The following is a 14,787-nucleotide window of genomic DNA, read 5'->3' as shown; positions in this document are numbered from 1 at the left end:
ATTCGAATATGAAGGGCTACGAACGCTCATACCAAAGGGCAAGAGCAAAAAAAATAAGAACAGTCACCTACAAAGAGAAAATCATTCAACCATGCCTATCTCATCCTTGCAAAATGCAATAGAAGAACAACATGCTCATATAAAGTTGAAAGGCGATGAGAAACAATCTGAACCAACTGTTTTCCACCGCCTAATCATAAATTCATAGACTGATCCGAGCCCCATTAAAGTTGATAAAATTCCTCCCATCCTGCGCGGGGACGAGCGCCTGCAAGCAAGGCATTGGCCAATGGGTTATTCGTAATTTGTTTCTTCTCGCGGTCAAAAATTAGCTTGGTATTCAGCCGCTGCGCCAACACGCCCAAACTAAAAACCTGGCTTAACGGACCGGCTACATCAAATGAGGAGCGACAGGACTCTTCCCCCTTGCAAGCCAGCAAAAAATTGGCAAAGTGGTTGGACGGACTCACTGGTACTTCAGGAAGCTTCGCTACCATCTCCTTGCCTTTTTCATCCGGAATAATGGATAAGGTGCTACCATGCGAGCTGCCTTTAAAAGTCAACTCCTTGCTGTAAATAATCTTGCCCGGATTCAATTTCGAAGGTTGAAGCTTGCCATTGCTGGCTGGTGGAATAGTTGGATCAAGCTCGGAAACACCATAGCCTTCCGGGACTTCAGGCACATTGTTCACCCCGTCGTACCAAGTAATGGTTACCGGAGGCATGTTGTCCCGTGCCGGAAATTTAAACGCCAAAGTAGAAGCCTGCGGAAAGAAAAACGGATTGTGCCCTTCAATTTTCAATGGATCAATCTCGTAGGGCAAGCCCAGGTTTAAAAATTCATGGGCGGTATCCATAATGTGAGCACCCCAGTCGCCCAAGGCACCCATTCCAAAATCGTACCAGCAGCGCCACTGCCCATGCACAAAATCTTTGTGGTAATCATGATGTTGAGCTGTCGTCAACCAGGCATCCCAGTCCATCGTTTCCGGAACAGGTTCACCTGCAGGCCATCTGGTCATTCCCGTATCCCAACCATGCCAGCGCCGCTTCCCATTCATGTGGGCTGTTATAGCAGTTACATCTTTAATGACCCCGGCTTCCTTCCAGGCCTTAAACTGAAAATAATTGGCTTCTGAATGGCCCTGATTCCCCATTTGCGTGACCACTTTATATTTTTCAGCTCCTTTCATCATCAGCTCCACTTCGCCAAAAGTACGTGCCATCGGCTTTTCCACATATACATGCTTCCCTTGCGACATGGCCAGCATGGTAATTGGGAAATGCGAAAAATCAGGTGTTCCCACACTCACCGCATCAAACTGATTTCCCATTTTATCAAACAGTTCGCGAAAATCCTGAAAGCGGGCAGCCTTCGGAAATTTCCGGATCACCTCCAAGGTATGCTCAGCCCCCATGTCCACATCACACAAAGCGACCACGTTAGCCAGTCCCGTATTATGAAGCGCTTTAATGATAGCGCCTCCCCGGTGCCCAATTCCAAAGCAAGCCAAATTAACCTTATCACTGGGAGCAACGCTTCCAAAAGCCTTTCCCAATACCGTTGATGGAATGATGGTAACTCCGGCAGCAGCAGCAAAAGCAGTTCCCCCAGTCCGTAAAAAATCTCTTCGTTTCATAAGTTTATTTGTTTTATAGTTGGTTCTTTTGTCTTAAATCAAACTTTCATTCTAATCTATACTGAACTCTATTGCATGCATCTGCAGACCTCCGATAAGCATCGGTAATCCGCCGAGCAACACCTGCAAGTGATTGCATTGACGATAATGAATTGAGCCTAAGATAATAAAACTGTCCGGGTAAAGTTCTAATGAATTCCTACAAAATATATTTTTTCAATTGGTGCTTTTAGACTTCGAAAATCACAAAGTTCCTAAAAAGAGCAGAGCGTACGGGGCATCGTTTTTTTACTTCTGCTTACTAACTACTGTCTAGCTAAAAAGCTCTTCTCAAGTGCTCAGTGCCCCTCTGCCCTCTGCTCCCTGCCTTCATATATTCGGACTCCCTGATGTTCAGGTTGCCGGATTTTTTGAAAGTAACCAAGTACCTTCATGACTTCGTGTGTTCGAGTGTGATTGTATTCCTTTCTTTGCATCTTGGTGGTTAAATAAAATGGTATCAGCATCAAACCAACTTGTCCTTTTGGCATGATCCAAAAGAACGAAAAGATCTAGGCTGACGATGCTTTTGAACGAAAACGGCGGATCAGTCTCTCCCCGAAAACCAACTCCTCCCGTTGGTCGTCAAACAGGATTTTCTTAGCTAGTCCCGCGCAGACTCCTTCCCTTGTTTTCTGTTTCAAAACCCTCGTAGGCCGAACTTTTCACCTGGCGGTGAAGTGGTGGGGGGGGGGGGAATCAATCAGGGTTCCAGCCTTCGTGTGTTCTGTTCGCTGCGTTCGTTGCGATGCTTTCCGTCTTGGCGGTTAAGCAGACTGTTGTCAGTTTTCAGTTGTCGGTCCTATGAAATACGCACTCCGTGCATTTCACAGGATAAATTATCAGTTGACAGTTCGTGCGACCGTGTGTTCCTGGGTTCGTGCCTTCGTGATCGCCTTCTGCCTTTAACCTTACATCTTCTTTATCCTTGTTCCCTTTAACCTTATCGCTTACTTGTCCTTCCGGACAGGACTTCATTTTTTCCAGTTGATGAAAAAACCAAGGAAAAAAATCTTGTCAAACTTATCCTTCCTCGCGCCTCACGGTTTTTTCTTTCCGGACCACATCCCTGAATACCCACCAAAAACCGCTCCCGCCGTCGCCGGCCCGGGCGAGTTTGACGCCCCCTCTGCTTTCGCCTACGGCGAAATGAGGGACTTGAAAAAAAATGTTGAAAGTTATCAGTTGTCCAACTCACCACTGTCTTCCTCCGTGTAACTCGGTGGAAACCAGCTGTAGTCCTCTGTGATTAAAGCTAAAAACTTGACCTTATTAGTCATTGGTTGTCAATAATAGTCATTCATTGGATGCTCGATTCTCACCATTTCCATTTGACAGCTTCCCTTCGTGCCTTCGTGTGCTCTGTTCGCTGCGATGCTTTCCGTCTTGGCGGTTAAGCAGACTGTTGTCAGTTTTCAGTTGTCGGTCCTATGAAATACGCACTCCGTGCATTTCACAGGATAAATTATCAGTTGACAGTTCGTGCAATCGTGCCTTCGTGAGTGCCTTCTGCCTACTACCTTTAACCTTTATCCTTGTTCCCTTTAACCTTGCATCTCCTTCTTCCCATGCTCTTCGCCCTCTGCTCTTGGCTCCTAGAAATAGCGTTTCTTGGTGTAGGGACGCCGGTAGAAATCATACTCGTAAATCATTCGGAGTTCATGGGTTCCGTAGTGGTATTTGCTGAATTCCTGCGACAACGAATAGTCAAAGGCGTACCCGATTTTTAGGTTGCGCATCACTTCCAGCTGCAATACGCCGGCTACGGTGTGCGTGGTTCTGTAAATGACTCCAAGCCAGAGTTTATCGTACAGCATAATGTTGGCCGAAAGGTCCATCTGCACCGGAGCATTGATGGCCCCCTTCACCATGATGGTGGGTTTGAAGCGAATCTGGCGCTGGGTGCCAAACAGATAACCTCCAATTAAGTAAGCGTACTGCACATCGGCCAGGGAGGAATAATTGGTACGATTAGCCTGGAAGCTGTTGGCAATAATCTGTGGAATGGACAAACTGATGAAGTAGTCCTTGGTATAGACCATTGCACCAATTCCCCAAGTAGGCATCAGCCGGATATCCACATCATTCAGGAACATGGGGTCTTCAATGCCATCGGGGTATAACTCGTATTTGGTCAGGAGGTTGTCGTAATTCACAATTCCCGCTTTTAGTCCCAAGCGCAAGTTGGTTTTCCAGTCCAACCGTACCTGATACACATAGTCAGCCGTGATGGTGAGCTTCTTCTCGTAAGCCAGCCGGTCATCAATAATATCCAGACCAATGGCATTGTTTTCATTTTTGATGGGTTTGTAGAACATGATCGACCGGGTGAGCGGGGCACGATCGTGTCCTACGTAGTATTGACGGGTAAATACCTGCATCCCTACCTTGTCCCACATACCCGCATAGGCCGGGTTTACGGTTTGAATACTGTTCATGTATTGGGTAAAGATGGGATCGGACTGTGAAAACGAAGGCACAGCCCACAGCACGGCCAGTATCAACAGGATAAGCATCCGTGCTAATGGTTGGTGCGTTGTTGGATATGTTATGCTTCGTTTCATCTTGCTCACGATATTAATCAATTTTAGTAAGATAGCATGACCGTTCCGCTATCCTTGTTTCCGTCTCCCCGAACCAGCACATACAAATAGTTGCCCGGCCGCAGCTTTTGCTGATCCAATCCACCATCGTTGGTGCGTGTGCCATCCCACCAGGCTTTCTCGAAGCTATCCCAGTAATCCAGGTTTCCGTAATGCTCGTGCTCGTACATTTTTTTACCCCAGCGGTCAAAAATCAGCAGTTTGGCATTCGGGTACTTCTCAATACAGAAAATCTGGAAGTAGTCGTGGATGCCATCACCATTGGGTGAGAAGGCATCAGGAATGAACATGACACAGTCGGCATTAATATCAAGGTACTCCGGATGTCCGTCGCCATCCAGGTCATCATCGTAATAAATACCGTTCAGGTTCAAGTCCTCGAATTTGGTTGGGATACCATCCGCATCATCATCGGTATCGCGCCAGTCAGGAATACCATCTCCGTCAAAGTCCTGCAAGTGCGGGTTCGATCCGTACGGACTATCCGGGCTGTTGTAGTCCACGCCTCCGTAGAAGCTGTCGTAACCATCGTCCAGCCCGTCCCGGTCAATGTCGGAGTGGTGTGGATCAACCTCAGCGATTCCCTTGGCACCAATGTCATAACCTTCAATATAATCGGGCACATTGTCGTTGTCCGAGTCAGTATCTTTGTAATCCGGAATACCATCCTTGTCTGTATCGATTGGATCCAATCCCAGGCGGCCATCGGTTTCATAAATATCATCCAGTCCATTGCCATTTTCATCCACGCCGGAAGGAGGTACGTACGGATAGAACTCCTGCGCTTCAATATTATCCGGAATACCATCGCCATCCGCATCAATGTCGAGGTAATCGGGAATACCATCGCCATCGGTATCCACCGAATCATCGCCTTCTACCCAGTCTACAATACCATCGTCGTCCTTATCAATGTCGATGTTATCAGGTACGCCGTCGCAGTCGGTATCCAGTTCCACGGTAATGTAAACCATGGCCTGGTCGCATAGGGTGAGGATATGGTCGTCGCAAACCCCATAGCTGAAACTGTCGGTAAAGGCGGTGCCGCGAGTAAATTCATACAGGAAGGTTCCATCTTCATACAGCGTCACTGTTCCATTCACGGGTTGTTTGATTGGCGTGGTGTTAATGACCAGCTGGTCGCCGTCCGGATCGTAGTCATTTTGCAGCAGATCGCCAAAAATACTTTCGCAGGCTCCCACAAACCGATCCACATCAGCAATAGGCGCCTGGTTGGGCGAAGCAATAGAGATGCTCACCACAGCCTCGTCGTAAAGCGGTTCGCAGGGGTCGGTGTCGTAAATGCGGTAAGTGAACTGGTCGTCTCCTACGTAGCCGGTCTCCGGAATATAGGTAATGGTGTGGTCGTCATTCACCAGCCAGGTTCCGTGTGCGGGTTCAGCGGTTACCTGCAGGCTTGTGCCGTCCAGACTACCTTCCGGATCCGAGTCGTTGGCCAGTACATCAATCATGACTTCTGTGGCGTGCTCTGTTGAAGTCTGATCAGCCATAGCTACCGGAGGCAGGTTCTGTGGCAGAATGGTGATGGTGATGTCGCTCATGCGCGAAGTACAGGGATTTGTGGCCGTTAAAGTTAACCGTACGCTTCCTCTTTGCAAGTCGTTAGGGCCAGGAGTGTAGCCCGGATTCAGTATCGTGGCATCGGTGAATGTACCATCGCCCGAGGTAGTCCATTGCAGGCTGCTGTAATGGCTGGCCGTGGCATTGCTTAGTTCAATGGTTTCATTTGGACAAGCCGTGAGGTCTTCTCCGGCCTTAGCCAGTGGAATCGGGAAGACTTCGATGGTGCCCAGCTCATGATCCTGACAAGTAAAGATGCTGGTTTGCTGAACCCACAGGCTGTAAATACCGGGAGCCACGTTCCAGTCGATCGAGACCTCGCTGCCATAGACGAGGCTGCCATCCTGTGCTTTATCGGCAAAGTCGGTTCCCGAAGGATTGCTCAATGGCTGATTGGTGCCATCGGCAGCTGTTAGTTGCCATTCCCAGGTAGAACCTTCTTCTCCATCGATACGGTAGGTTCGTTCGGCTCCAATACATACTTCATCAATGACATAGCTTCCCTGGGCCATTACCTGGACGGTAACAGTCAGCATCAGCAGTATGAGTATGTATTTCAGCCTGTTCATATTTAGTTATCAGTTCACAGTTGTCATCTGTAAGCGGTTATCAGTTTTCAGTTGATAGTTGCTACCCCTCGTGTGCTCGTGTCTTCGTGCCTTCATTATCAGTTGTCAGTTATCTGTTGTCTGTTGTCTATTGTCTATTCACAGTTTCCCAAATTCTCGCACTCTCCTATTCTCACACTCTCTCCTTCTTACTTCTGCCTACTGCCTTCTCCCTTTATCCTTTATCCTTTAACCTTTCTCCTTCTTCCTTCTTCCTCTTGTCTTCGTGCCCTCGTACGTTCATGCCCTCGTGCCTTCGTTCTTCCGTCTTACTGCGTTACCCGATAAATTTTTGAGTTCACCGGCAATGGATGCACCGTTAAAGTGACACTTTCTGATGGATCCAGGTTATTGCCATTCTTATCTTTTAGCTCGATCACCCGGTAAATGGTTGTTTCAATCGGATTAACTGGAATATTAAACGGATTCGGATCATTCTCGCCTACCGTGACGGGTATTACATCCGTGACCTCTCCGGCTTGGTTTCTTGCTTCAAGTTTAATCTCCCAAACCGCTGTTCCGGTTAAGGTAACGGTGATAAAGCCGGGATCGCCAATACAGATTTCGTTGGTTGCCAGCTCGGCGGTTGGCAGCGCTTCCAGCACTTCAATCCGCCCCACTTTCAGGTTGTTGGTACAGCCTTCCTCATCCACCGCCAGCACGCGGTAGAAATAGATACCGGGTTCAAGCCAGGTAACATTTACGGTTGGCCCGGTGTTGATGTCATCTACAAAGAACGCTTCGGAAGCAAACGCGTTGCCGTCCACTGTCGCAAAGTTGACACTCGGATCGTTATACAAATCCCAGGTGTAGCTGTCGCCAGCCTGTTGTTCGATACTCAGTTCCGTGGTTTCGCCTTGATATACCGTACGCATCTGGGCCGTAGCAGAAGCCACAGTCAGCATCACCGGCAAGAGTGCCAGCGCCAGACGGATTATATGGTACATCAATCGTTTCACGTCAATCAGTTGTCAGTTTACAGTTTAGAGTTCACAGTTGTCAGTTATCAGTTATCAGTTATCAGATTTTCGGATGCTCAGATTCTCGCGACTCTTTCTCTCGGTCGTGACTTCGTGTCTTCGTAAGTTCGTTCTTTCGTCTTCGCTCCATAGTCTGTTTAATTTAGTTGCAGCCATTGCTCTATTTTTTCAATTTCAACTTGCCCCTCATGTGCATATTTAAAGTTGGCCTGATCATCGAACCAGCCGATTACCTTCTCTCGTTTGAGTTTTGTTGGCTTGATCGAAACACAGGATAAGTAGCTTGACCATGGATATTCCAGTGGGTGACTACAAAATCCGTGGTGGACCCTGTCAAATAAGATTTGATTCATCATAACTCCATTGCTTTAATCTATTTTTCAAAAACAGTTTCCCATAATGTGTTTTCAAATACTTCTCCCGATGTGTAGCATCTTGTTTATCTAGACAACCTTCAAAATAGATTAAGATTAAAGGCCTTCTGTGTTTTGTCGATGCTACTTCCCCATTAATGTGCTGTTCAAATCTTAATTTTAAATTTTGAGTGTAGCCTGTATAGTTCTTACCATCCTTCAGGCTTCTTAATACATAGGTGTAGTAATAATCTCTCATACTAAAAAAATTTAAAATTATTTGACCGGGTGGACCGGGTTGTTATGAATATAGAGGATGACTTGTTTCAAGTAATGTTCATTTTCAATTGGTTTTCGTTTGAAAGGTCTTTCAAACAGGTTGCCGCTTCGGCCTGAATACTGTTGGAAATACCTTGAATATGCGTTGAATAAATGTGCAAAATGACGATGTGGCACAGGCTTCTTGACGCTGTCAGGAGCTTTGCACGCTGACAGGTCGATCGTTTCCCATTTGTGATTTTCAAACTTGACAGCATCGGTAGATCTGTCAACGTTCGTGTATTGATAGACTACATCTTCTTTAATTTTCACCAGCAGATGAAAATGATTCGGCATAAGTACCCATGCAAAGGTATCTGCTACCGGGCTGATGTATTTATCATACAAGCCCAGAAAATGTTCGTAGTTATCAGCACGTTCAAACAAATCACAGCGGTTATTCCCACGGTTGTAGATGTGGTAGTAATTTCCCTGTATGAGTCGTTCTTGCATCATTTTTTTACATTCTAACCTTTTTGCTATTTCGTTGCTACTGTCTGAAATTTCGTACACTCATTGGTGAATGGTGTTCCAGCTGAGCTTTTTAAACATGACAGCATCGGCAGACCTGTCAACGTTTTTATACTCGCTCTTTTGCTCGTCTTCAACTCCCGACTCACTTCAACCATTCCTCTCCTGTTCGGTAGCCAGCGGTGCTGGTCCGGGAATGGGATGGTGGGTGGTTGTTGTCCGGCGGATGGTCTGCCACGGGTTCGCGTGTGCGCGGTTTGCCCCGAATGTGCGCCCAACCGGTTGGCGGCCGAAAGACAGGTGGCCCATCTTTGTTCGAAGCTCCGGTGTTCCGTGCCGGAGGCCTGGTTCCTAAAGGTTTCATAGGCATTTGTTTTTCATTTTAAATCAGTTGACAGTTGACAGTCCTATGAAATGCTCACTCCGTGAATTTCACAGGATAAATTATCAGTTTAGAGTTCACAGTTGTCAGTTATCAGATACTCTGATCTTCGGATACTGGATTTTTGCCACTTTTCAGTCCTCTTCTTTCTGACGCTATCAGAAGCTTTGCATGCTGACAGGTCGATCCGAGCCTGATTCACAAACTTGACAGCGTCGGCAGACCTGTCAACGTTTGGTTGTTGACTAAAGCAGCTGACTCGCAACTCCTTCTTTCCTGTTGCATATTCCTTAACATCAGATTTAGGTTCCTTATCGCTGGATTCGGATTCCTTTTGACGCCTGAGCCATTCCTTCCCGTGCTTTTCCTGTTCCTTAACATCAAATTCCTGTTCCTTGTCACAGTTCTTTGGTTCCTTACGACTCATGTTGTCCTCCTTTCCTTACTATTTGGATATGCGGATCATCGGATACTGGATTTTTGCAACTTTTCCATACCTCTTCTTTCTGACGCTGTCAGAAACTTTGCATGCTGACAGGTCGATCAGAACCTGGTTTGCAAACTTGACAGTTCGGCAGACCTGTCAACGTTTGGTTGTTGACTACTCCGTTGACTCGCAACTCCTTCCTTCCTATTCCTTTCTCCGTCTTCCATAATCTTGATGTTCGGATATTCAGATTCTCAGATACTCACGACTCTTTCCTCCAGTCGTGCCTTCCTGCCTTCGTGTGTTCGTGCCTTCGTTTAAAGTCCTTCTCACTACTCATATCCTTTCTCCGTGTTCCTTTCTCCGTGTTCCATATTATTTACGCTTCGTTTACCCCGTGAAATTCACGTAGTGACGATTTCACTGGGGACGCTTCTCCGTTTTCCCTGGGTCGCTCCCAACCCCGAGGGTTCGAGGTCGGGAGGGACGGGAATGAAAAAGCAATATTTTATTCTATGGATTAACAGGGACAAACAGTTGTAATGTAGCATCAGTTGAACTAGCTGGTGTATTTGACTGAACAGAAGGTCTTGGAGTCAGAGTGAAAGTTGTTTCGTCATCAAAATCAACTTGGTCACATTCTCCGTCAGTACCAGATGTTCCATCTGCAAGTAAAGTATCCGGACCTAAATCATCCAAACTAGAATCACTATAGTCTGTTCCATTATACATTGTTCCGTTAACCGCAAAAGTAAGTACACGATCGCCTGCCTCCGGATTTTCTACTGTTCCATGATCAACACGTACAGCAACAACAATGCTTTCTCCTGTTCCATCATCAGTACCATCAGAATTTTGTATTAAAACAGGGGCTGTGACATCATAAATACCTGAACCAGTTGTAGACTCAGTTACTGCATTCCATCCGGCAGCACTAGCGGTTGCTTGGTCTTCATAATTCCAATATACTTCAAGAACTTCGGATGTTTGACCAGCATAGTTTAAACGGAAAGACGGTTGCCATGAGTGTGAAAAATAAGCTGCACTTACTGAGAAGAAAATCCAGTTTTCACCGTAGTCAACTATCAAGCCTTGAGTACCTGAACCATCTGCATCAAGAGAGAAAGTTGCACTTTCTATTGGTGAAACACAATCGTTTCCAGATCCATCAGTAACAACTGAAGAACCAGTTTCATCAGTATATGCAGCGAGATCCAATGTGAATTTAAATTTCGGTTCAATCCGGTAAACTTTAATATTATCTGTACAACCTGCAGCATCAACAACATAAGTAACCAATAATACAGGATCAGTGGTCGTAAATGCATTCCAACTAATATCAATAGTATTGTCAGTATTTGTTGCATTATTATATTCCGTACCTGCAGTCATTATATACTCACTACCATCTGCCTGATCTACAGTAGTTCCAGTAATGTTATTTATAGCGGCAAGAATATTTACCTCATCAGTAACAAACCAATGAATCCTATCATTTCCAGGATCAGAAACAGTTACTTCATATGTATAAGTAGCCCCAACTTGTGGAGTAAGAGAACTTGTTCCTTGCAAACAGCCTGGATCTGTAACTAAAGCTGTGGCCGGTGTTGCTGTTGCTAAGTAATCTACATAAGGATTTGGATTACCATCTGCAATTATTGGAGTTGCAATAGTACCTGTAACAGGCCCCTGTGCCAATGCATGATTTACATTAAGTAATGCAACTAGCACCAAAAATGTTAGAAATAAAATTTGCTTTTTCATTGTGTCAAAATTTAAAATGAATACTAAGTTTTAAGATCTAATTGTTTGTTAATTCGTGTATTTATCATTCGTGAAAATGTTTGTTTCTACCGGTTGGTTTGCTTTTTGGCAAGCTTGCCGGTTGGTTTCATTTGTTTGTTCGTCCCGGTGATCAATTGTTCTGTTGATTCACCAGGAGGAGTCCGTTCCGTGCTTCCCCAAGGGGAATTTCAACACCCGGGCTGCCCGGGCGCCAAAAGGTTGCTTACCGGTTGAAGCACGATTCCTGTTCGGTAAGCCGGGTCCTAAGCGGCTTGGTGAATAATGGCTGCTGGTTGTGTAGCAGCCGGCAGGAATGCCTGGTTCTTTGGGTAAGCAGAGTTGTTTATTCGTTTTTGATCATAGGCCTTTGTTTTAAGTTTTTCATTTATCTTGTTCTTTTATTTCGTTTTTAAGGTATGCTCACTTTTAGCACCTGGGGCCGCGGTGTTATCGTTATTCTTACCGTTGCAGGTTCTGACACGTTATTACAGTCATCAACCAACTCATAAATCAAATAGTAATGCTTGTTCGGAAAAGAGGGATCATCATTATCACTGTCGGCACCCATTAGTCGTATCGTTCGCGAAGCGATGGTTCCGGTTTGATCAACCAGAGGCTGACCGCCTGATAGGTATTCAACGACCGCAGTACCCGGTTGCCCCGGATTATTGGGATCTTCGGCATACAAAGACCATTGCAAGTTGGTCGTCGTACAAACATCTCCGGTATGAACATTGTTATCTAACATTTCTTTATCTCCAATAGTGAGATCATAATAGTCTGGCCGGTCTTCCTGAATATCCGAAGCCCAACCAATCACGCCATCGTAAGTAGCTGCAAACAATTTGGTCACACACCATTCAAATTCATTTTGATCAACCGTAACTTCCAGAGGCGGGGCAGTGATTGTAAATTGCTGAGTACATTCATTGATATTGCCTGCATAGTCTTTAGCACGGTAGGTTCGGGTTATTACTCCATTACACTCAGTTCCCTCTAAATCATCCTCATAGGTAATGAATGGGGGCTTAGTACAATTATCATCTGCCCAACCACCAATGTCTACAAATGAGTCATAATCAGTAGCAGGTGCAGGCAAATCCTCATAGCAATCAAACGGTTCTGAAGGAGAAGTTGGGCAGGTAATTTCGGGCTTTAAGTTATCTCCTACTTGCAATGTTGTTGTTTTCGAAACACAGTTATGTCCGTTTACCCAGGCTTCAACGGTTAATTGTACCGTTTGTATTTGACGCGGTAACCCGCTAACCAATACGCCTGAAATATCGAAATCAACATTGCTGGTTTCGCCGCTGGCAGGCACTGCTGTAACATCAACCCCTGCCGGTATTGTATAATACCATTTGTAAATCAATCCCTCGATCAACCGCCCAGTCAGGGTATTAACACGTATCGGATCAATCTGCGGATCTTCAGAAGGACAGATTACATCATTGTTGTTTACAATTTCGAAGGTGGGCTCTGGCTGAACGGTAATGTCTATCGTCTTAGTTACTTCTGAACATTCGTCCGATGTAGCAGTTATGGTAAACCGAACGTTAACCTCTGTCGTTCCGTCATTGGTAATGATTGCTGAAATTACATCGCCACAATTTGTTGCACATGACGCGGGGGTAATTTCAACGGAAGTGTTATCTCCGGAAACGACCTCTGCCGACCAGGTGTATGTAATCAGGTCGGCAATAGCGGGGTCTGTTATCGGATAAGGATTGCCCCCTGCATCTACACCATAACTTACCAGCTCAATCTCAACCTCATCGGTTGAACAAATAACATTTTCATCAATTGTTGTTTCAATTTCGACTATCCTCGGATAAATACGATAATGAACCTCTTGGTTGCATTCTGGATCATCGCCACAATTGACAAAGAAGGTCCAATCGCCGGGAATACTCGTACTTGGAATATCCCCATTGGCCACCGGATCAAAGGGAGTACCATTAAAAATCGGATTCATATTCTCATCATACCAGTGAATATCGTTGGCCGTTCCTTCCAGAAAGTCAGCTTTATCACTCTGATTAAACTGAATATTTACCGTTTCACCAGAACTCGGATCATAGTCATTCACCACCAACTGGTAGTACTTGTCAGGATTAAGACCTGAAAGGGTAAACGAGTTACAGGCCGCACCAACGGGAATAAAAGTCACAAAATTGACCGAAGGATTGGCTGGGTTAAATGGGTACTCGTAAAGAGAATAACTGAAGATATCTTTATTATTACAATCGTTAAAGGTTACTTGCGGCTTGTCTTCATCGACTTTAAAGATATCGGTGAGTCCGTAATTAACAGTTACACCATCCGGGTAATCCGGATCTACTTCCAAATTATATTCCACTTGTGGGTCTACATCTTTCACGTGTGATTTATTACTCCAGCCATAACACAAGGCAAGCGCATGCAGCAACGAAACAGGGTCGTCCTGACAAATACTCACATCATACGATTCAACAGTCTCCAAGCCAATGATAACCGTAACAACAGCTTCGCATGCCGCATCAGGGTATGCCGTGTTTCGGGCATGAACGGTAACTGTCTGGTAAGGAATTTCTGTCCACGTTTCCTCTGTCGTCCATGCATCAGGCAACCGATTCTCGTAATAATATTCCACAGTTCCTCGATCACCACCTGTAAAGTTGGCTTCCTCAAGATCACTGGAGACTGTTACAGCACGTTCAAAGCACGAAGGGGATACATTTAAAAACGGAATAGGAAATACCTTTACAGTGAAAACCTTGGAATAGGCACAGTAGTCATTCGATACTGTTAACACATAGGTATGAACTCCCACCACCGGGCTTAGGCTAAATTCTCCCGTTTGATTCGTGATGGCTGTCGGAGCCTGAGTGTCGGGATAGGTGCCATCATTATAAGCTCCTTCATCATAAGTCAATACATAGGTCAGCCCCGTCAATAAACCCGGATTAGCATTTAATGTAACAATTTCTCCCTCGCAAATAACAAATTCGTCCTCCAAATCAAATTCAGGAGTAGGATTAACAGTAACCGTTACAGAATAAACATTCGAGCAGCCCTCTGCACTCGTCAAAGTATATTCGTAAACAACATCTATCGGAGCGTTTGTCACATTTTCCAACGTTTCTGTAATATCCCTCGGAAGATCCAGCCTACCTCCTTCGGTAGCCCCGGGGTTACGAATACCCTCTACCTCAGCCCTCGACCATTCCCAGGTTCCATTGCTAGATTCCGAGAACTCAGGCGTATAAGTAAATTGCTGATTACTGCAAACACCTCCGTCAATCGTTAAAGGACTCGTTAAGCGGGGTAAGGGATTCACATCGATGGTAAAGCTGCCTACCGAGTAACAGCCTTCATCGCTGTCGCTGCTGTTGTCTACCCGTGCCCAGAGCGTTGTCTGACCGATATTCACACTGTAGGCTGACGGGCTTGCAATCCCGGATGTGCCTGCATTGGCATTGGCCAGTGTGCTGTAGAAGCTAACAGTTCCGCCATCGGCATTGGTTACTGCATCATTCAGGTTAAAGCTTTGTTTGCCTGTGGTGCCATCTTCACAGTCTTCCAGGTTCTGTAAAACCATGTCAGGGTTGTCATATACAT

The 14,787-nt window shown here is 45.6% G+C and carries 11 protein-coding genes; all 11 read right to left on the bottom strand.

The window, feature by feature from the left end; all coding sequences use genetic code 11:
- Window positions 1–224: 224 nt before the first annotated feature.
- Window positions 225–1,640 (bottom strand): Gfo/Idh/MocA family oxidoreductase, encoded by a 1,416-nt coding sequence (locus ACRD6K_RS10190; RefSeq protein WP_430973173.1) that lies wholly within the window; start codon window positions 1,638–1,640, stop codon window positions 225–227.
- Between the two features lie 1,634 nt (window positions 1,641–3,274).
- Window positions 3,275–4,243, bottom strand: a complete 969-nt coding sequence (locus tag ACRD6K_RS10185; protein WP_430973172.1) for a PorP/SprF family type IX secretion system membrane protein — start codon at window positions 4,241–4,243, stop codon at window positions 3,275–3,277.
- Between the two features lie 23 nt (window positions 4,244–4,266).
- A complete protein-coding gene (locus ACRD6K_RS10180; RefSeq protein ID WP_430973171.1) occupies window positions 4,267–6,432 on the bottom strand; it encodes an Ig-like domain-containing protein in 2,166 nt (721 codons plus the stop codon).
- A gap of 308 nt (window positions 6,433–6,740) precedes the next feature.
- The gene (locus ACRD6K_RS10175; protein WP_430973170.1) at window positions 6,741–7,430 is read right to left on the bottom strand and encodes a cupredoxin domain-containing protein; all 690 of its coding nucleotides are present in this window, start codon (window positions 7,428–7,430) and stop codon (window positions 6,741–6,743) included.
- A 158-nt stretch (window positions 7,431–7,588) separates the two neighbouring features.
- Window positions 7,589–7,807, bottom strand: coding sequence for a hypothetical protein (locus tag ACRD6K_RS10170; protein ID WP_430973169.1), 219 nt, complete (start codon window positions 7,805–7,807; stop codon window positions 7,589–7,591).
- Window positions 7,785–8,063 carry a GIY-YIG nuclease family protein gene (locus tag ACRD6K_RS10165; RefSeq protein ID WP_430973168.1) on the bottom strand — a complete coding sequence of 93 codons (279 nt, stop codon included), beginning with the start codon at window positions 8,061–8,063 and terminating at the stop codon, window positions 7,785–7,787. Before ACRD6K_RS10165 ends, ACRD6K_RS10170 begins: the two co-directional genes overlap by 23 nt.
- A gap of 17 nt (window positions 8,064–8,080) precedes the next feature.
- On the bottom strand, window positions 8,081–8,578 hold the full coding sequence (locus ACRD6K_RS10160) for a transposase (RefSeq protein ID WP_430973167.1): 498 nt from the start codon (window positions 8,576–8,578) through the stop codon (window positions 8,081–8,083).
- A 160-nt stretch (window positions 8,579–8,738) separates the two neighbouring features.
- On the bottom strand, window positions 8,739–8,957 hold the full coding sequence (locus ACRD6K_RS10155) for a hypothetical protein (RefSeq protein ID WP_430973166.1): 219 nt from the start codon (window positions 8,955–8,957) through the stop codon (window positions 8,739–8,741).
- Between the two features lie 88 nt (window positions 8,958–9,045).
- The gene (locus tag ACRD6K_RS10150) at window positions 9,046–9,402 is read right to left on the bottom strand and encodes a hypothetical protein (RefSeq protein ID WP_430973165.1); all 357 of its coding nucleotides are present in this window, start codon (window positions 9,400–9,402) and stop codon (window positions 9,046–9,048) included.
- Window positions 9,403–9,915: 513 nt separating this feature from the next.
- Window positions 9,916–11,166 (bottom strand): hypothetical protein, encoded by a 1,251-nt coding sequence (locus ACRD6K_RS10145; protein WP_430973164.1) that lies wholly within the window; start codon window positions 11,164–11,166, stop codon window positions 9,916–9,918.
- 430 nt (window positions 11,167–11,596) lie between these two features.
- A partial coding sequence (locus ACRD6K_RS10140) for a PKD-like domain-containing protein (RefSeq protein WP_430973163.1) occupies window positions 11,597–14,787 on the bottom strand: 3,191 nt, incomplete at its 5' end.

This window comes from Sunxiuqinia rutila, from assembly GCF_050589705.1.
Lineage (GTDB): Bacteria > Bacteroidota > Bacteroidia > Bacteroidales > Prolixibacteraceae > Sunxiuqinia > Sunxiuqinia rutila.
The sequence above is the reverse complement of the archived record's forward strand: the minus strand, read 5'-3'. Positions and strand labels throughout refer to the sequence as shown.

Coding starts and splice junctions, on each gene's coding strand:
- ACRD6K_RS10190 (WP_430973173.1), bottom strand. CDS start 1,640: ATGAAACGAAGAGATTTTTTACGGACTGGGGGAACTGCTTTTGCTGCT.
- ACRD6K_RS10185 (WP_430973172.1), bottom strand. CDS start 4,243: ATGAAACGAAGCATAACATATCCAACAACGCACCAACCATTAGCACGG.
- ACRD6K_RS10180 (WP_430973171.1), bottom strand. CDS start 6,432: ATGAACAGGCTGAAATACATACTCATACTGCTGATGCTGACTGTTACC.
- ACRD6K_RS10170 (WP_430973169.1), bottom strand. CDS start 7,807: ATGATGAATCAAATCTTATTTGACAGGGTCCACCACGGATTTTGTAGT.
- ACRD6K_RS10165 (WP_430973168.1), bottom strand. CDS start 8,063: ATGAGAGATTATTACTACACCTATGTATTAAGAAGCCTGAAGGATGGT.
- ACRD6K_RS10160 (WP_430973167.1), bottom strand. CDS start 8,578: ATGATGCAAGAACGACTCATACAGGGAAATTACTACCACATCTACAAC.
- ACRD6K_RS10155 (WP_430973166.1), bottom strand. CDS start 8,957: ATGAAACCTTTAGGAACCAGGCCTCCGGCACGGAACACCGGAGCTTCG.
- ACRD6K_RS10150 (WP_430973165.1), bottom strand. CDS start 9,402: ATGAGTCGTAAGGAACCAAAGAACTGTGACAAGGAACAGGAATTTGAT.
- ACRD6K_RS10145 (WP_430973164.1), bottom strand. CDS start 11,166: ATGAAAAAGCAAATTTTATTTCTAACATTTTTGGTGCTAGTTGCATTA.